General features: G+C 68.4%; 14 protein-coding genes and 1 pseudogene. 9 read left to right on the top strand and 6 right to left on the bottom strand.

The genetic code is table 11. From position 1 onward, the window contains the following. Positions 1 to 82: 82 nt before the first annotated feature. The 4 genes from ACZZZQ_RS06090 (at position 83) to ACZZZQ_RS06075 (ending at position 4,261) form a co-directional block, all read left to right on the top strand. Positions 83 to 1,084, top strand: coding sequence for a LacI family DNA-binding transcriptional regulator (locus tag ACZZZQ_RS06090; protein WP_463507120.1), 1,002 nt, complete (start codon positions 83 to 85; stop codon positions 1,082 to 1,084). Between the two features lie 134 nt (positions 1,085 to 1,218). After that, the gene (locus ACZZZQ_RS06085) at positions 1,219 to 2,199 is read left to right on the top strand and encodes a nuclear transport factor 2 family protein (protein ID WP_053098470.1); all 981 of its coding nucleotides are present in this window, start codon (positions 1,219 to 1,221) and stop codon (positions 2,197 to 2,199) included. A gap of 30 nt (positions 2,200 to 2,229) precedes the next feature. Further along, positions 2,230 to 3,399 (top strand): cupin domain-containing protein, encoded by a 1,170-nt coding sequence (locus tag ACZZZQ_RS06080; protein ID WP_053098471.1) that lies wholly within the window; start codon positions 2,230 to 2,232, stop codon positions 3,397 to 3,399. After that, positions 3,392 to 4,261 carry a nitrilase-related carbon-nitrogen hydrolase gene (locus tag ACZZZQ_RS06075; RefSeq protein WP_463507119.1) on the top strand — a complete coding sequence of 290 codons (870 nt, stop codon included), beginning with the start codon at positions 3,392 to 3,394 and terminating at the stop codon, positions 4,259 to 4,261. Before ACZZZQ_RS06080 ends, ACZZZQ_RS06075 begins: the two co-directional genes overlap by 8 nt. A gap of 244 nt (positions 4,262 to 4,505) precedes the next feature. Here the strand turns inward: ACZZZQ_RS06075 and ACZZZQ_RS06070 are convergent, their stop codons facing one another. Continuing rightward, the gene (locus ACZZZQ_RS06070) at positions 4,506 to 5,432 is read right to left on the bottom strand and encodes a LysR family transcriptional regulator (protein ID WP_463507118.1); all 927 of its coding nucleotides are present in this window, start codon (positions 5,430 to 5,432) and stop codon (positions 4,506 to 4,508) included. 77 nt (positions 5,433 to 5,509) lie between these two features. Here ACZZZQ_RS06070 and hisD point away from each other — a divergent pair, with 77 nt between their 5' ends. Next, complete coding sequence (hisD, locus tag ACZZZQ_RS06065) at positions 5,510 to 6,826, top strand: histidinol dehydrogenase (protein WP_463507117.1); 1,317 nt, start codon at positions 5,510 to 5,512, stop codon at positions 6,824 to 6,826. A 161-nt stretch (positions 6,827 to 6,987) separates the two neighbouring features. Here hisD and ACZZZQ_RS06060 read toward each other — a convergent pair whose 3' ends face one another. Both ACZZZQ_RS06060 and ACZZZQ_RS06055 read right to left on the bottom strand, forming a co-directional pair. Further along, entirely contained in the window at positions 6,988 to 7,740 is a 753-nt protein-coding gene (locus ACZZZQ_RS06060) for an SDR family NAD(P)-dependent oxidoreductase (RefSeq protein WP_463507116.1), read from the bottom strand. A gap of 130 nt (positions 7,741 to 7,870) precedes the next feature. Beyond that, entirely contained in the window at positions 7,871 to 9,085 is a 1,215-nt protein-coding gene (locus ACZZZQ_RS06055; RefSeq protein ID WP_463507115.1) for a trans-sulfuration enzyme family protein, read from the bottom strand. Between the two features lie 114 nt (positions 9,086 to 9,199). On the opposite strand from ACZZZQ_RS06055, the gene ACZZZQ_RS06050 reads away from it, so the two are divergent. After that, positions 9,200 to 9,643: an Lrp/AsnC family transcriptional regulator gene (locus ACZZZQ_RS06050; protein ID WP_295103972.1), complete on the top strand. Its 444-nt coding sequence runs from the start codon at positions 9,200 to 9,202 to the stop codon at positions 9,641 to 9,643. A gap of 54 nt (positions 9,644 to 9,697) precedes the next feature. Here ACZZZQ_RS06050 and ACZZZQ_RS06045 read toward each other — a convergent pair whose 3' ends face one another. Continuing rightward, a complete protein-coding gene (locus ACZZZQ_RS06045; protein WP_463507114.1) occupies positions 9,698 to 11,107 on the bottom strand; it encodes an aldehyde dehydrogenase family protein in 1,410 nt (469 codons plus the stop codon). Next, the gene (locus tag ACZZZQ_RS06040; protein ID WP_053098477.1) at positions 11,107 to 12,159 is read right to left on the bottom strand and encodes a homoserine dehydrogenase; all 1,053 of its coding nucleotides are present in this window, start codon (positions 12,157 to 12,159) and stop codon (positions 11,107 to 11,109) included. Before ACZZZQ_RS06040 ends, ACZZZQ_RS06045 begins: the two co-directional genes overlap by 1 nt. Before the next feature lie 289 nt (positions 12,160 to 12,448). Between ACZZZQ_RS06040 and ACZZZQ_RS06035 the strand changes: the two genes are divergently transcribed. The 3 genes and pseudogenes from ACZZZQ_RS06035 (at position 12,449) to ACZZZQ_RS06025 (ending at position 15,864) form a co-directional block, all read left to right on the top strand. Further along, on the top strand, positions 12,449 to 13,927 hold the full coding sequence (locus ACZZZQ_RS06035; RefSeq protein ID WP_082297953.1) for an amino acid permease: 1,479 nt from the start codon (positions 12,449 to 12,451) through the stop codon (positions 13,925 to 13,927). Further along, positions 13,924 to 15,053 (top strand): annotated as a pseudogene (gene alr, locus ACZZZQ_RS06030) (alanine racemase). The gene ACZZZQ_RS06035 and the pseudogene alr overlap by 4 nt, the downstream one beginning before the upstream one ends. Positions 15,054 to 15,093: 40 nt before the next feature. Continuing rightward, positions 15,094 to 15,864 carry an IclR family transcriptional regulator domain-containing protein gene (locus tag ACZZZQ_RS06025; RefSeq protein ID WP_463507113.1) on the top strand — a complete coding sequence of 257 codons (771 nt, stop codon included), beginning with the start codon at positions 15,094 to 15,096 and terminating at the stop codon, positions 15,862 to 15,864. Here the strand turns inward: ACZZZQ_RS06025 and ACZZZQ_RS06020 are convergent. Next, on the bottom strand, positions 15,847 to 16,638 hold the full coding sequence (locus tag ACZZZQ_RS06020; RefSeq protein WP_363519181.1) for an IclR family transcriptional regulator: 792 nt from the start codon (positions 16,636 to 16,638) through the stop codon (positions 15,847 to 15,849). The two genes, ACZZZQ_RS06025 and ACZZZQ_RS06020, sit on opposite strands and share 18 nt — an antisense overlap. Positions 16,639 to 16,655 lie beyond the last annotated feature (17 nt).

The raw sequence follows: 16,655 nt of genomic DNA, 5'->3' as shown, positions 1-16,655 counted from the left end.
CATACGTATGTGCTGATTATGACCGCGTATGCATTCGGGCGTCAAGGGCGGTAGAATCCTGAGATCGAGGGGGAGGCGCCAGATGGTCGTCACGAGTCGTGATGTGGCCCGCTTGGCGGGAGTCTCGCAGCCGACGGTGTCTCGGGCACTGCGCGACGACGCGCGGGTGTCCGAGGCGACGAAGCTCCGGGTGCGCGAGGCGGCTCAGCTGCTGGGCTACGTGCCGAGCGAGGCGGGGCGTGCTCTGTCGTCCGGGCGCACGCGGCGCATCGGCCTGCTGCTGACCGATCTCGACAACCAGTTCTACTCGCACATCATCGCCCCCGTGCACCGCGAGCTCGAGACGCTCGGGTATCAGCTGATGCTGCACACCGAGTCGGCCGACAACGACACCATCGTCGAGCGACTGCTGGCCAACGGCCTCGACGGCGTGATCCTCGCGACCACCACCGTGGACTCCGTCGCGCCCCTGCGCCTCAAGGATCGCGGGCTGCCTTTCGTGTACTTCAACCGCACCGGCTCGTTCGTCGAGGCGGACGCCACGGTCGTCGACCCGGCTCCCGGTTATCGCGAGGCGGTTCGGCGTGCTGTCGCACTCGGGCACATCAGGGTCGGCGCGGTGCTCGGACCGAGCAACACGAGCACGGCGCAGAGCCGCGAGGCCGCTCTGCGGGAGGCGCTCGTCGCCGAGGGTGTGACGCTGCCCGAGAGTCACGTGCGCCGGGTGCCGTACGGAGCCGCCGAGGGCGAGGCTGCGGCATCCGAGCTCCTCGAAGGGTCGGAGCGCCCGACCCTGCTGTTCTGCGGCAACGATGTGGTGGCGTACGGTGCGCTCAATGCCGCGCACCGTGCCGGTCTGCGGGTGCCGGACGACCTCTCGATCCTCGGTTTCGACGACCTTCCTGAAGCGGCCTGGCCGATCATCGACCTCGCCACGATCGGCTACGACATCGCCGGCATGGCGCGCGCGGCCGCCGACCTCATCGTGCGCCGCATCGAGGATCCGAGCGCCGAGCTCGAGAAGACGCGCTTCGAGTCCGTCTTCGTGCCGAGGCGCACTCTCGCGGCCGCACGCGCTGACTGACCCGCCTCTCGGCGATGATCACCGTGTGCGCAGGATCGTCTCTTGCGTTGCTTTGTGCATACGCATACACTGACGAGGAAGAAGCCAGCGATCACCGATGAACCGCAGCTTCGCATCTCGAAGGAGTGAAACGCGTGTCTCTCGACCCGGTTGCCTATCTGCCCTACCAAGACCCCGACGACTTCATCCGTGAGGTCACCGATCTGATCTGGGTCGATCGGTCGATCAGCTTCATCCGCGACAACTACGAGCCCGACTCGATCGTGCACGGCGCCTACGGCACCTCGACGACGCGACAGGAGGTCATCGAAGGAACGCTCATGCGCATCTCGGCGACACCCGATCGCACCGGCCAGGCCGAAGACGTGATCTGGGAGGCTCGCGGCGACGACGCGTTCCTCAGCTCGCACCTCGTGCTGTCGGGGCACCTGCAGACCTCCTCGCACAGCCGCACCATCGCCAACTGCCTGTACCGCAAGGGCCGCATGGTCGAGGAGTGGGTCGTGCGCGACTCGCTCGCCGGCGCACTCGAACGCGGCGACGACCTCGACGAGCTCGCCCGCGCCCAGGCCTTCCGCGGCTACACGGGGTCGTGGACCGAGCCGGCGCCCGCCGATCCGATCGCGAAGGGCGACTCGGGCGTGCGTCCCGACGACCACCGCTCCGAGGTCGAGACCGTCATCGACATGATCCAGACAGTGTGGAACGACCGCGACCTGCAGAAGGTCGAGAAGTTCTTCCACCGCGACCTCGTGCTGCTCACGGTCGGCAACCGCGTCGTCATCCGGCCTGAGGGCTACCGCCGCGCACTGCTGCGATTCCTCGAGTCGTTCCCCGCCGGGCAGTTCGAGATCCGTGACATCCAGACCAACTACGACGTCCGCTATGCGGGACTGCGCGTCGCGGTCACCTGGAAGTTCGTCGGCGATTACAACGGAGCCCCGAACTACGGCAGCCTCACCGGCAAGCCCGTCGACGTGCTCGGCATCTCGCAGTTCACCTTCCATCAGGGAGCCCTCGTCAAGGAGGTGCGCCTGTGGGACGACATCGCTCTGCGCGCCCAGATCGCGGGTACCCGCGGCGACGAGCCGGCAGCCTTCAGCAACATCTACTGATCATCGACTGATCGACAAGGAGAAGAAGAAATGAGCAACGCCATCGTCGACCAGGTCGACGTCATCGTCCCCGCGGACGAGATCGCACGCCGCACCATCCGCCGCACCGACTGGGTGCCGTGCAACTCCGCTTTCATCGACTGCCGCACTCCGGGATCCGACCGCAAGGAGAACTACTCCTTCATCGGCGCCGGCGTCTCGCAGAACGCGAGCCAGTACGTGAACCTCGAGGTGAATCACGGCTTCAACACCGGAGCCGCGGGGATGCCGAACGGCATCTCGAACAACCTGCATCTGCACTTCACTGCGGAGGTCTTCATCAACCTCGGCGGCGAGTTCCGCCTCCGCTGGGGTGTCGACGGCAAGCAGGGCGAATACATCAGTCACGACGGAGACATCGTGACGATCCCCACGTGGATCTTCCGCGGGTTCACGAACGAGGGGCCGGATGACGGCATCCTCTACACGGTGCTCGGCCGCGACGACAACGGCGGCATCATCTGGGGTCCGTCGGTGCTGCGTGAGGCGGAGTCCTACGGCCTTCACCTCACGGCCGACAACAAGCTCATCGACACGGTCGCCGGTGACGTGCTGCCCGACGATGTGCCGCTGATCACCCCGATGAAGCAGCACTACATCGACGAGCTCACGACCTACACGGTCGAGGACATGCGCTCGCGGGTCATCCAGCCCGGCGACCGCAAGTACTCGTCGGCGGCGCTGCTGTGCGCGGCGGTCGACGGCGGGCACGTCGAGCTCGCCACCGCCATCGGATACGGCATGAGCGAGAACCGTCGCCAGGTGCCGAACGTCACGGAACCCCACTCGTTCAACCTCGCGTGGGTGCGGGCCGAAGCCGGTCAGGGAGTGCTGCGCCACCGCCACGACAAGACGCAGGCGCTGCTGTTCAAGACCGGCCGCTGGGAGGTCACCCTCAACGGCGACCCGTCGACCGCCGTCACGCTGGGCGCCGGAGACACCTTCTCGGTTCCGGAGGGCAGCTGGCGCTCGTACGTCTGCGTCGAGGGCGACGAGTCCGGCACCGGCACGGTGCTCGTGATCAACGGCGGCGACGACCGCGTCTACCTCGAGTGGGCTCCGGAGGTCGTCGAAGCGGCAGCCGCCGCCGACTGGACCATCGATCCCAACGGCTACCTGGCCCCGCTGGGAGTGATGGTCACCGCCACGGAAGATGACTGAGAACGACGGGGCGCGAGGGGGTTCTGTCCTCTCGCGCCCCGGCGCGTCCGTGACGGGATCGGATGCCGCTGAGCTGCGCGTCGCGGCGCTGTCGCCCGAGATCGTGCTCGGCGACGTCGACGACAATCTCGACCGCATCCGCTCGGCGATCTCTGCTGCCGCTCGTCGGCAGGCGCAGCTGATCGTACTGCCGGAACTCGCGACCAGCGGCTACGTGTTCGCGGACCGCGAGGAGGCGCACAGTGCCGCTCTCACCGCCGACGACCCGCGGTGGTCGACGCTGCAGGAGGCGATCCCCGCGGATGCCGTCGTCGTGGTCGGGTATGCCGAAGCAGACGGGGAACGGCTCTTCAACACCGCCGCCGTGCTCACTCGCGACGCGCGCCTGGCCGACTACCGCAAGTCGCATCTGTGGGGTGCCGAGAAGCTCGTCTTCGACAGCGGGTCCGAGGCCGGACTCGTCGTGGACGCCCCGTTCGGTCGTCTCGGCGTGGCGCTCTGCTACGACAACGAGTTCCCCGAGGTGCCGCGCCGCCTCGCGCTCGCGGGCGCGGATGTGCTCGCGCTGCCGGTCAACTGGCCGCTCGTGCCCCGGCCGGACGGCGAACATGCACCCGAGCTGATCCAGGCGATGGCGTCGGCGCGGTCGTCGCGACTGCCCGTGGTGATCGCCGATCGATGGGGGTCCGAGCGCGGCGTCGACTGGACCGACGGCACGGCGATCATCGACGAGCAGGGCTGGATCGTCGCGTTCCGCGCAGTGATGGGGGCGACGGCCGTGCTGTCGCTCGACGCCGCCCGCGGCAAGGCGCTGCCGCCGCACAACGACCTGTTCGCCGATCGGCGCGCCGACCTGTACTGAGTGGGTATGTGAAGCCCGGCCCTGTGCCGGATGCAGCACCTGAGCACGGATCGGTCGTGTCCGGCCCCGTGCCGGATGCAGGAACTGCCCCCGTGCCGGATGGGTCCTGACCTGTGCCGGATGCAGGACGAGAGCACGGATGCGGGGCGGGATCGCCGATCTGGTCCTGCATCCGTGCTCTCGTCCTGCAAACGGCGCGCGGTGGGGTGGCGAGGTGGCGCCGCCCGCCCACCCGGAGTCGGCCTCAGCTCAGTGCCGTGCGACCCTGATGCTCCGGCAGGCGTTCGCGCAGCATCCGCTCGGCGAGCTCGGCGAGCTTCTGCGTCGCGGGTGAGAGCAGCACGCCCGCTCGCTGCACCAGGGCGATCGTGTCGTGCATCGGCTCGGCGAAGGGGAAGGTGCGGATGCCGGAGGGGAAGGCGTCGGACTCGGCGATCGAACGTGACACGATCGTGTCGGCCGTGCCTGCGGCGACCAGGCTGAGGGCCGTCTCGACGTGCTCGACCTCGACCGCCGGCTCGATGGTCAGGCCCCGCAGCCGTGCGCGTTCGAGCAGCTGGCGTCGGGTCGGGTCGTCCCACCCGGCGAAGGCGTCGTAGAGCACGAGCTTGGCGTCGGCGGCCTCCTCGATCGTGACCGGGCCGGCTTCCGGCGCCCGCGTGGCGGAGGCGTAGAGCACCTCGTCGCGGAAGAGCGGGCGCACCTCGAGGCCGTCTTCATCGACCGGCAGCACGAGCAGTCCGGCCTCGAGTTCGCCCGCCGCGATCGACCGGGCGACGTGCGCCGAGTTGATGCCGACCAGGCGCAACCGCACATTGGGATGCCGGTGATGGAATGTCTCGGCCAGATCGGCGAGCGCGTAATAGGCCGCGTTGCGCAGCACGCCGAAGGTGCACGTGCCCCGCTCGAGCGAGGCCAGCGCCTGGATCGTGTCGATGCCGTTCTGCACCGCGCTGACCGCCTGCGCGGCGTGCGGCCGCAGTTCGAGCGCCGCGGCCGTCGGGACGAGGCGTCTGCTGCCTCGGGCGAACAGCGTGACGCCGAGTTCCCGTTCGAGGCGCGCGACCAGCTCCGAGACCGAGGCCTGCGTCATCCCGAGGGTCTTCGCCGCCGCCGTGAAGGATCCGTCGTCGAGTGCGGCGAGGAAGGCGGTGAGCTGGGTGATCGTCACACCCAATGGTAAACCCGATGGATGGTGCAGGATCATCAGGCTTGTCTCGTGGTTACGAGCGGATCTAGCCTTCCTGCATGCGTTACTCCTCTGCAGTGCTCGCCCGCTTCGACGGCGACTTCCACCACCTCAAGACCCCACTCATCGACGCACCCGCCGCGCAGCGCGACCCCGCCGTGATCGAGACGGTCACGGCCATGCTCGCCGACATCCGCGAGCGCGGCCTCGACGCCGTGCTCGACTACGCGCGAAAGCTCGACAACTACCAGGGGAACGACATCGAGCTCACCCCCGAGCAGATCGCGAGCAGCGGAGAACGCCTCGCCCCCGACCTGCGGGCGGCCATCGAGCTCGGCGCCGAGCGGACGCAGGCGTTCGCCCGCGCCTCCCGCGAGCACCTGACCGACTTCGAGACCGAGTTCGTTCCGGGCATCGTGACCGGCGCGAAGTACATCCCCGTGTCGCGTGTCGGCGCATACCTGCCAGCCGGACGCTTCCCGCTCACGGCCAGCGCGTTCATGACCGTGGGCGTGGCCAAGGCGGCCGGCGTGCCGACCGTCATCGCGTGCACGCCCCCGCAGCCCGACGGCGGAGCGAACGACGCCGTCGTCTACGCCGCGCACCTGTCGGGTGTCGACCGGGTGTTCGTGATCGGCGGGGTGCAGGCGCTCGCAGCCATGGCGTTCGGACTGCTCGGCGACCTGCCCGTCGACATGCTCGTCGGCGCGGGCAACGCCTACGTCGCCGAGGCCAAGCGCCAGCTGTTCGGCACGGTCGCGATCGATCTGCTCGCAGGCCCGAGCGAGGTCGCCGTGATCTCGGATGAGACGGCCGACCCCGTGCTCGTCGCCGCTGACCTGCTCGGGCAGGCCGAGCACGGGCCGAACTCGCCTGCGGCGCTCATCACGACCTCCGACGAGCACGGTCATGCCGTGATCGCCGAGATCGAACGACAGCTCGAGACGCTGGCGACGGTCGACATCGCCGGCGCCGCCTGGCGCGACTACGGCGTCGTCACCGTCGTGAAAGACCGCGAGACGGCGGTCGCTCTGATGGACGACCTCGCCCCCGAGCATCTCGAACTGCTCACGGCCGACGACGACTGGTACCACGAGAATCTGCGCAACTACGGCTCGATCTTCCTCGGGCCCTGGAGCACGGTCGCATACTCCGACAAGGGCATGGCGGGCACGAACCACGTGCTGCCCACGGCCGGCGGGGCCAAGCACAGCGCCGGGCTCTCGGTCTCGCGCTTCCTCAAGCCGCTCACGTATCAGCGCATCAGCCGTGCGGCCACGCCCGAGCTCGCGCACGCCGTGCAGGTGATCTCGGACTCCGAGGGCATGGCCGCGCACAGCGCCACGGCGACCCTGCGGTTGGACCGTCTCGGGTGACGGAGGGGCGTCGGGTGGCCTGATCCGGTGCCGACGGGTAGGTCGGTGCCGGATGCAGGACAGAAGCGCGGATGCAGGGCGAGATGGTCGATCTCGCCCTGCATCCGTGTTTTCGTCCTGCAAACGGCGCGGCGCGGACAGCGGCGCGTGGCGACTGAGCCTCAGGGGGCGGTGTAGCCGCCGTCGACGAGGTGGTAGCTGCCGGTGATGAAGCTGGCGGCGTCGCTGGCGAGGAAGGCGATGAGGTTCGCGACCTCGTCGGGCTGGCCGAGGCGACCGATCGGGTGCTTGCTCACGAGGAACGCCTTGGCCTCGTCGCCCATGGTGGCGAGCAGGGGGGTGTCGATGAAGCCGGGGCCGACCGAGTTCACGCGCACGCCCTGGGCGGAGTACTCGAGGGCAGCCGACTTGGTCATGCCCACGACGGCGTGCTTGGCGGCGACGTAGGCGGGGGAGTTCGCGAAGCCGACGCTGCCGAGGATCGACGCGATGTTGACGACGGAGCCGCCGCCGTTCGCGAGGATCGAGGGGATCTGCGCCTTCATGTTGCGGAACACGGCGTTGAGGTTGATCGAGATGACATTGTCCCACGCGGCGTCGTCGTACTCGGCAGTGGGAGCGGATGCGCCGCCGATGCCGGCGTTGTTCACGCCGATGCGCAGCGGGGCGAGCGTGTTCGCGAGCTCGACCGAGCTGGCGATCCAGTCGGTGTCCGTCGCGTCTCCGACGGATGCCTCGGCGATGCCGCCGGCGGCGCGGATCTCCTCGACGACCGCGTTCGCGTTGTCCGCGTTCAGGTCGTTGACCACGACGGAGGCGCCGTTCTGGGCGAGCAGCAGAGCGGTCGAGCGTCCGATTCCGCTGCCTGCTCCCGTCACGATCGCCGAGCGGTTCGAGACGTCGTACTGAGCCACGAGTGACTCCTCTTCCGGACGGTCACGGTGCCGGGAGATCTTCTCGGACGGTCCGTCCTAGGTCTCCAGCCTACGCCTGTCTCAGGGAGATGGATGCACGTGAATGGATCCGTGCCGTCGCATCCGCTGTCTACCGCGAAGCGCTGCCGAAGGTGAGATCGAGAGCGGCGGAGAGGTCGGCGAGAAGGTCGTCGGCATCTTCGAGGCCGACGGACAGACGCAGGTGTCCGAACTCTCGGAAGGGTGCCGGATAGGTGGCGACACGGCCGCCCTCGGTGCCCGTGTGCACGATGAGCGAGTCGTCGTGGCCGAGTGAGAACCCGGAGGTGATGAGTCGCAGGTTCGCGACGAAGCGGTTCTGCACGTCGGGGGAGCCCGTGACGGCGAAGGCCATCATGCCTCCGAAGCCGCGTCCGCCGAACTGCCGCACGGCGAGGGCGTGGTCCGGATGCGATTCGAGACCCGGGTAGTAGATGTACTCGACCCGCGTGTCGGCGTCGAGCATCTGCGCGATCTGCAGCGCCGACGAGAAGTGCTGGCGCAGGCGCAGCGGCAGGGTGACGGTGCCGCGCTGGATCTGCCACGCGTTGAAGGGCGAGATGATGCCGCCGACGTCGACCATGGCGTCGGCTTTGATCGCCTGGATGAGATCGCGCCGGCCGGAGACCGAGCCCCCCATGGCGTCGCCGTGGCCGTTGAGGTACTTGGTGAGGGAGTGCACCACCAGGTCGGCGCCGTCGTGGATCGGTCGGTAGAACGGCGGCGGCGAGAACGTCGAGTCGACCATGAGGATGGCGCCGGCGGAGTGGGCGATCTCGGCGACCGCGCTCACATCGGCGACCTTGGTGGTCGGATTCGCGATGGCCTCGATGCACACGAGACGCGTCTCGGGGCGCATGGCCGCCCGCACCGCGTCGAGGTCGCTGATGTCGACGAAGCTGGCTTCGAGCCCGTAGCGCTGGGGCAGCAGCTCTGTCCACAGGCGCCACGTAGCCTCATAGACCACGTCGCTCACGACGACGTGGTCGCCGGCGCGCACATGAGTGAAGAACACCGCGTGCAGGGCGGCGACTCCGGAAGCGAGGGTGACCGCGTCCTCGGCTCCGTCGAGCGCGGCGAGCTTCTGCTCGAGTGCGGCCTGATTGACTCCGGTGTTGCGGGTGTAGAGCCCCGGTGCAGTCGCCGACCAGCTGATCTCGCTCGGGTCGTCGGGCAGCTGGTACGAGTTGGCCATCACGAGGGGCGTGCGCAGCGCCAGGGTCGAATCGAGCTGATTGCCCCCGTGCACGGCCAAGCTCAGGTCGGACAGCGTGTGCAGATCCTTGCGGTCGGGGCGAGCGCTCATCGTGACTCCTTCGTTCTGCACCGTCTTCCAGTGCCATCTTCCAGTCTAAGGTGCATAATAGACACACGCAATTGCCAATACTGCACAGTCTACGGACTGAACCAGGAGGTCCCGATGGAGCGGCTTCATCTCGATCAGATCGATCGCCAGATTCTCACGGCGCTCACCGACGACGCCCGCATCCCCTTGGTCACTCTCGCCTCTCGGGTGCATCTGTCGCGCAACGCGGTCAAGCAGCGCATCGAGCGGATGGAGCGGCAGGGCGTGATCGGCGGCTACAGCGTCGTCCCCGGACGCGCCGGCGGTTCGCCGGTCTCGGCCATCGTGCTCGTCTATCGCAGCGATCGGATGCGCGGCGGCGGTGTCGTCTCGCAGATCGCGCAGATTCCCGAAGTGCGTCGGTGTGATGTGCTCTCGGGCGACTTCGACCTGCTGGTGACGCTGGAGGCGGAGTCGATGGATCGCATCGGCGAGATCTGGGAGATCCTCGCCGCGCTGCCCGGAGTCGCGAACACCGTGACGGCGGTGTCGTTGACCCGGGTGGTCGATCGGTCATGACCTCGCAGAGGGGCAGGGCATCCCCCGCGGACCCCTCCCCTCTGCGAGGAGATCTCAGGTGGTGATGCAGGTGACCTTCGGCTGGGTCATCTCCTCGTACGCGAAGCGGACGCCTTCGCGCCCCATGCTCCCGTACTTCGATCCACCGAACGGCATGCTGTCGATGCGGTAGTCGGAGGAGTCGTTGATCATCACGCCGCCGGCGTCGAGCGCTTCGGCGACTCGCAGCGCGCGGGTGATGTCGGAGGTGAATGCCGCGGCATGCAGCGCGTAGTCGATGCTGTTCGCCTCCGCCACCGCCTCGTCTTCGGTGTCGAACGGCGTCAAGACCACGATGGGGGCGAAGGCCTCCTCGCTCCACGCTTCGCAATGGGCAGAGACGTTCTCGAGAGCGGTCGGCCAGTACACCGAGCCCTCCCTGCGGTGTCCGGCGAGCACGCGTGCCCCCGACCGCACGGCGTCGTCAACCACACGCTCCGCGTTCGTCGCAGCGGCCACCGAGATCATCGGGCCGACATCTGTCGACTGGTTCACGGGGTCGCCTGCGCGCAACGTCGAAGTGCGGGCCGCGAATCGGTCACGGAACTCGGCATACACGGAGCGCTCGATGAGAATGCGCTGGGCGCCGACGCAGTTCTGCCCCGCCGCCCAGAACGCGCCGGATACGCAGGCCTCGACGGCGGCCGAGATGTCGGCATCCGCGAACACCAGCACGGGGGCGTTGCCGCCCAGTTCCATCGCCAGCTTCTTGAGGCCCGCGGCGCGGGCGATCGCCTCGCCCGTCGCGAATCCCCCGGTGAACGACACCATCCGGATGTCGCGCACGGCGACGAGCGCCTGCGCCACATGACGGTCTCCGTGCACGACGGTGATGATCTCATCGGGTAGTCCTGCCTCCAGCAGCACCTCGACGAGGAACCGCGCGGTCAGCGGGGTGAACTGCGACGGCTTGAGGATCACGGCGTTGCCACCGGCGATCGCCGGTCCGATCTTGTGCGCGACGAGGTTGAGGGCGTCGTTGTACGGCGTGATCGCGAGGATCACCCCGAGCGGCTCCCGCGTGTACCAGCCACGACGATTCGCGGAGCCCTCGTAGGCATCGAAAGGGATGACCTCGCCGTCGAAGGCGCGGGAGGTCTCCGCCGAGAGCGAGATCGTGGTCACCGCGCGCTGCACCTCTTTGCGCGCCTGAGTGATCGTCTTGCCTGCCTCGCGCACGATGAGCGTGGCAGCCTCTTCGGCGCGGCCTTCGAGGATCCGCGCGGCACGGTCCAGGATCCGATGCCGCGCGAACCTCGACAGATCGCGCGAGAGCGTGGCACCGAGCCGCGCCCGCGACATGATCTCGTCGACGTCGTCGACCGAGTGCTGGGCGAGTCGGGCGATCACCTCTCCGTTGTAGGGATCGAGCACTTCGAGAAGTGACGCGTGCGCCACGGGAGCTTCGACGGAGGGCGCGCTCATCACGCCGCTCCTACGAGCGACGCCTGCTGCGCATCGATCGCGATGATGTCCGACAGCAGAGCGTAGGCCGTCTCGAGGCGTCCGGCACCGGGGCCCGACATCGTGACGGTGCCGAGCAGATCGGTCGTGAACGCGATCGCGTTGGTCGCTCCCGAGATGCCCGCGAGAGGGTGGTCGGCGGCCAGCGAGAGGGGCTGGACGGATGCCGTCACGGCGCCGGACTCGTCGCGCGAGATCGTTCCGAGGAGCTTCCAGTGCTCGCCGGCCGCCGCTGCCGCGACGACATCGGTCGCGGTGATCCCGCTGATGCCGACGCGCGAGACATCGGCCGTCGTGATCTCGGCGCCGAGCAGCTCATTGGCGAGGATCACGACCTTCAGCTGGACGTCCGACCCTTCGATGTCGGCGGTGGGGTCGGCCTCGGCGTAACCGAGCGCCTGAGCCTCCGCCACGGCATCGTCGAGCGACTTGCCCGACTCCATCTGCCCGAGCACGAAGTTGCTCGTGCCGTTGAGGATCCCCTGGATGCGGCTGATGCGGAGCCCCTTGAGCGTCTGCTGCGCCAGCCGCAGCACGGGCGTGCCGCTCATCACCGAGCCCTCGTACTCGAATCGGGCCCCGTTCTGCTCGGCGAGCCGGTTGAGCTCGGCACTTGCGAGCGCGACGGGTCCCTTGTTGGTGGTCGTGACGCTCTTGCCGCTCTCAAGGGCAGCACGGACATGCGAGATCGCGGGTTCGCCGTCGATCGGGTTCGTGTAGGTCGCCTCGACGATGATGCCCGCTGTCGTGGTGCGGATGACGTGGTCGTTGCGAGGGTCGACGTCGCCGCCGGGCATACCGGCGAACGAGTCATCCCCTGTCATCGCGAGCACCGCAGCGAGGTCGATGCCGTCGCTCTGCATGAGGGAGCCGAACCGCAGATCCGTGATCGCGACGACCCGCAGGGTGAAGCCGAGGTCGGACGCGAGCTCCGTACCGCGGTCGCGGATGATCTCGGCGAGGGCGCGGTTGACGCCCCCGAAGCCGATGAGGGCGAGGTCGTGGTGAGTCACGGGAGTTCTCCTTCTCTACGTGGGCTGTCGCCGGCGTCGCCGTGCTGACATGGCTCCATCCTCAGCGCCGGTGGTGTCCGTACGCGCCTGTCAGAACGGCAGCGTGAGGTGACGGATCGGCAGCTTCCCGCGCGGAATGTCGGCGGTGGCGGCTGCAGGCGGCAATCCATGGTCGTGCTCTTGCGCACCCGATGACGCAGCGGATAGTGTCCCCGCAGATCATCAACAAGATGCGTCATTGGCACATAGATGTGAATATGATGCACATACAACCCGATTGAGAGTTCCGATGACGCCTCTTCCCGGCGAGAAGCCCCTCCCCAACGTCCTGCCGAACACGACGGCCACTCAGGTGCCGCTGCGTCGGCTGCAGCGCACCATGGATGCCCGGCACCTGATCATGATCGCGCTCGGCGGTGTGATCGGTTCCGGGCTGTTCCTCAGCTCCGGCTACACCATCTCGCAGGCGGGCCCCCTCGGCGCGATCATCGCGTACCTGATCGGGGCGTTCGTCGTCTACCTCGTCATGGCGTGCCTGGGCGAGCTCGCAGTCGCCTATCCGGTCTCGGGTGCCTTCCACATCTATGCCTCCCGGTCGATCGGCCCAGCGACCGGCTTCACCACGGCCTGGCTCTACTGGCTGTGCTGGGTCGTCGCGCTCGGGTCCGAGTTCACGGCATCCGGCATCCTCATGCAGCGCTGGTTCCCCGGGGTGCCGGTGTGGGTGTGGTGCCTGATCTTCGCCGCAGTGCTGTTCCTGCTCAACGCGATCTCGGCACGTGTGTTCGGCGAGGCGGAGTTCTGGTTCTCGCTGGTCAAGGTCGTGGCGATCGTCGGCCTGATCGTGCTCGGCGGGGCGGCGATCTTCGGGTTCACGCCCCTCTCGCCCGAGCACCCGCCCGCACTCCTCTTCAGCAACTTCGAGACTCCCGGCGGCCTGTTCCCGAACGGGTTCAGTGGCGTGATCGTCACCGCCCTCGCCGTCTTCTACGCGTTCAGCGGCTCGGAGCTCATCGGTGTCGCCGCGGGCGAGACCAAGGATCCGGCGAAGAACATCCCTCGTGCCCTGCGCTCGACGGTGCTGCGACTCGTTGTGCTCTTCGTCGGGGCGATCGCGGTCATCGCCGCGATCCTGCCGTACGACCAGGCCAGCGTCACCAGCAGCCCGTTCGTCGACGTCTTCCAGTACGTCGGAGTCCCGTACGCCGCAGACATCATGAACTTCGTCATCATCACCGCGCTCCTCTCCGCCGGCAACAGCGGACTCTTCTCGTGCGCACGGATGCTGTTCTCGCTCGCCGAGGAGGGCCACGCGCCGAAGGCGTTCACCCGCCTCACCCGGCGTGGTGTGCCGCTCATCGCGCTGAGCGTCAGCATTCTGATCGGCCTCGTCTCACTGCTCACGAGCGTGGTCGCGGCGGGCACGGTGTACCTGGTGCTGGTGTCGATCGCCGGATTCGCCGTGGTCGCGGTGTGGATGTCGATCGTCGCCTCGCAGTTCTTCCACCGGCGCAGGTTCCTCCGCGAGGGGGGACGCGTGCAGGATCTCGCCTACCGCACGCCGCTCTACCCGGCGCTGCCCATCGTCGCCTTCTCGCTGCTGCTCATCTCGATCATCGCGATCGCATTCGACCCGAATCAGGTCGCCGCGCTCTACTTCGGCATCCCGTTCGTCGGGGCGTGCTACCTGTACTTCTGGTGGCGTCACGGTCGCAAGGGCGCGCGAGATGTCGTGCAGGATCATGAGGCCGAATCCGTCGAGGCGTGACGACCCCCGTGTCCGCGGCCGGGTGGGTGGAGATCGATGAGAGCGCCATCGCCCACAACGTCCGCACGATCCGCGCAGAACTCGGCGAGAACGTCGAGTTCTGCGCGGTCGTGAAGGCCGACGCCTACGGACACGGGATCGACATCGTCGCTCCGGTGCTCGCCGCTCAGGGGGTCACGATCGTCGGCATCGCGTCCAACGACGACGCGGCCGCCGTGCGGCGGGCGGGCTTCACGGGGCGACTGATGCGAGTGCGCCCCGGCGGACGCGACGAGATCGGCGACGGCATCCGCTTCGGCGTGGAGGAGTGGATCGGCGGTGCCGCGCACGCGGGAATCGTGGGAGCCATCGCGGCAGCGCAGGGGGTCAGGATGCGCGTCCATCTCTCGCTGAACTCGACCGGGCTCGGTCGCGACGGCATCGACCTCGGCGAGGCCACGGGGATGGATGCCGTGACCGGCGTTCTCGCAGACCCACACCTGGACGTCGTCGGCCTGTGCTCCCACTTTCCCTGCGAAGACATCACCGACGTGGTCGAGGGTGCATCGCGCTTCGACGCGGAGACGCGCGCGGTGTGCGTGCGGGCGGGTGCGGGTGATCGGATCGTGCGTCATTGCGCGACCACGTTCGCGGCGCTCAAGGTGCCCGCATCCCGGTTCGATCTCGTGCGCATCGGAGCCGGGTTGTACGGGGACACCGATGCCGTGGGCGGCGCGTTGCGTCCGGCCATGCGGGTCGCGTCCCGGATCGCAGCGATCAACCCCTACCGTCGCGGAAGCACCGTCGGGTACGAACGCTGGCACCGTCTCGACCACGATGCGCGTCTGGCCGTGATCCCCCTGGGGTATGCCGACGGAATCCATCGCAGCCTCAGCGGCACCGGCGAGGTGCTCGTGCGGGGAGACGTGCACCGATCGTCGATCGGATCGCCATGAACAGCTTTCTCGTCGACGTCACACGAATAGACGACGCAGTGGCCGGCGACGAGGCCGTGCTGTTCGGCCGTCAGGGTGACCAGACGATCGCTTCGGCTGATGTCGAGGGCGCCCACGGTCACATCGCCGCCGACCTCTACGTCGCGTGGGGACGCCTTCTCCCTCGTCGTCGCGTGGTCGGCGACGGATAGGATTGCGGTGATCTCGACCCGCAGCGAAGGAGGACCGGTGGTGGCTTCCTCGTCTCTGGTGCAGGGACTGAAGCTCCTCGACGCCGCCGTCTCGCAGGAGCGCCGCGCGCGGCCGGGTCTCAACGCGTCGCGTCTTGCGGAGCACACCGGGATCGAGCGCAGTCGTGTGTCGAGGCTCACACAGGAGCTGCGTGCGCGACAGTTCCTCAGTCGAGACGACGATGCGCTGTTCTCGGCGGGGCCCGAGTTCTTCGGCACCGCCGCCGTGCTCAACACGACGTGGCTGCGGGCCTCGCGAGCCGCTCTGCGGGCGCTCGCCTCGCAGCGCGGTGTCAACGCCCTGATCACGATCGCCGACGGCGCGCGCGGTGTGCTGCTGCGCTGCGAGAGGTCGGCCGACGGGTTCGATCGCTCCATCCGTGAGGGGCTCGTCACGCCGATCTGGTGCACCGGCGCGGGTCGAGCGCTGCTCTGGGATCACACGCTCGAGCAGCTCGAGGCCCTGCTCGAGCACGTCCAGTTCGTCGGGGTCGGTGGACCGACGGCCGCTCGTTCGACGCGCGACTTGTGGGCGCTGCTCGAGCGGGACCGCGCGGACTCGCTCATCGCGGCGGCGGAGGAATACGACGAGGGCATCGACGAGTTCGCTCTCCCCATCCGCAGCAGGGGTGAGGTCATCGCCTCCCTGGCTGTGCGCGGCAGGCATCGGCCGAAGGGGATCACGCGGGATACGCGGGCCCTGCTCATGCAGTTCGCCGGCGAGCTCAGCGCCGCAGCGGGCGCGGATCAGCCCTCACGCGAGAACGGCTGAAGGGGCGCCGAGTTCTCGGGAGAGCTCGGCGGCAGCGCGGGCGCACGCCTCGCCGCACGTCGCCGTGCGCTCCGCCATCACGTCGCGCGTGCCGATCACCTGGACCGCGGCGACGACCTCGCCGCGGTGGTCCCACACAGGGGCGGCGACGGAGTAGAGACCAGGCTCGGCCTCCTGGTCGACGATCGCGAACCCTCGGCGCCGATCGTCGTCGAGCCGTGCGAGGAAGTCGTCGATCGAGGTGGGGGTGTTCGGCCCCTGAGGTGAGAACTCGGTGGCGCGGAACACCGCGCGGATCTCGTCGGCCGGCGCGTCCCACAATGTGGCACGGCCTGCGTCGCTGCAATAGGCGGGGTAGGCGCGTCCGATCCACGACCCGATCATGCGTGAGTCCGCGGGAAGGCTCTCGAGCATGGTGAGCGTCGTGTCGCCCTGCAGCACACTGAGGAAGGCGGCTTCGCCGAGGTGCGACGACAGGTCCTCGAGCACCACCAGGCCGTGCGTGCGCAGCCGCTGTGCACTCAGCTCCTGGGCGGCGGCGTACCATCCCCACGCGAGGGCGAATGAACGGTCCGCCGCTCTGGTCACGAGGCCCGAGCGTTCCAGGCTCGCCAGCGTGCGCGACACCTGCGAGCGCTCGCGACCGAGAGAATCCGCGATGACGCTGACCGTGGCCGGTCGGAGGTCGCGGGTGAGAGTCGCGACGGAGGAGAGCACATCGAGTCCTCGGCCCATGCTGCTCGACGAGGGGACACTCGGCGTCGCGGGGGGCATGGAACGAGGTTACCGCT

The organism is Microbacterium sp. AC132 (assembly GCF_979258525.1).
This window is presented reverse-complemented; position numbering and strand designations above follow the sequence as displayed.

Excerpts from the sequence above, each read along its gene's own strand:
- ACZZZQ_RS06035 (WP_082297953.1), top strand. The coding sequence starts at position 12,449 with ATGACGCCTCTTCCCGGCGAGAAGCCCCTCCCCAACGTCCTGCCGAAC.
- hisD (WP_463507117.1), top strand. The coding sequence starts at position 5,510 with ATGCGTTACTCCTCTGCAGTGCTCGCCCGCTTCGACGGCGACTTCCAC.
- ACZZZQ_RS06075 (WP_463507119.1), top strand. The coding sequence starts at position 3,392 with ATGACTGAGAACGACGGGGCGCGAGGGGGTTCTGTCCTCTCGCGCCCC.
- ACZZZQ_RS06050 (WP_295103972.1), top strand. The coding sequence starts at position 9,200 with ATGGAGCGGCTTCATCTCGATCAGATCGATCGCCAGATTCTCACGGCG.
- ACZZZQ_RS06090 (WP_463507120.1), top strand. The coding sequence starts at position 83 with ATGGTCGTCACGAGTCGTGATGTGGCCCGCTTGGCGGGAGTCTCGCAG.
- ACZZZQ_RS06080 (WP_053098471.1), top strand. The coding sequence starts at position 2,230 with ATGAGCAACGCCATCGTCGACCAGGTCGACGTCATCGTCCCCGCGGAC.
- ACZZZQ_RS06045 (WP_463507114.1), bottom strand. The coding sequence starts at position 11,107 with ATGAGCGCGCCCTCCGTCGAAGCTCCCGTGGCGCACGCGTCACTTCTC.
- ACZZZQ_RS06020 (WP_363519181.1), bottom strand. The coding sequence starts at position 16,638 with ATGCCCCCCGCGACGCCGAGTGTCCCCTCGTCGAGCAGCATGGGCCGA.
- ACZZZQ_RS06055 (WP_463507115.1), bottom strand. The coding sequence starts at position 9,085 with ATGAGCGCTCGCCCCGACCGCAAGGATCTGCACACGCTGTCCGACCTG.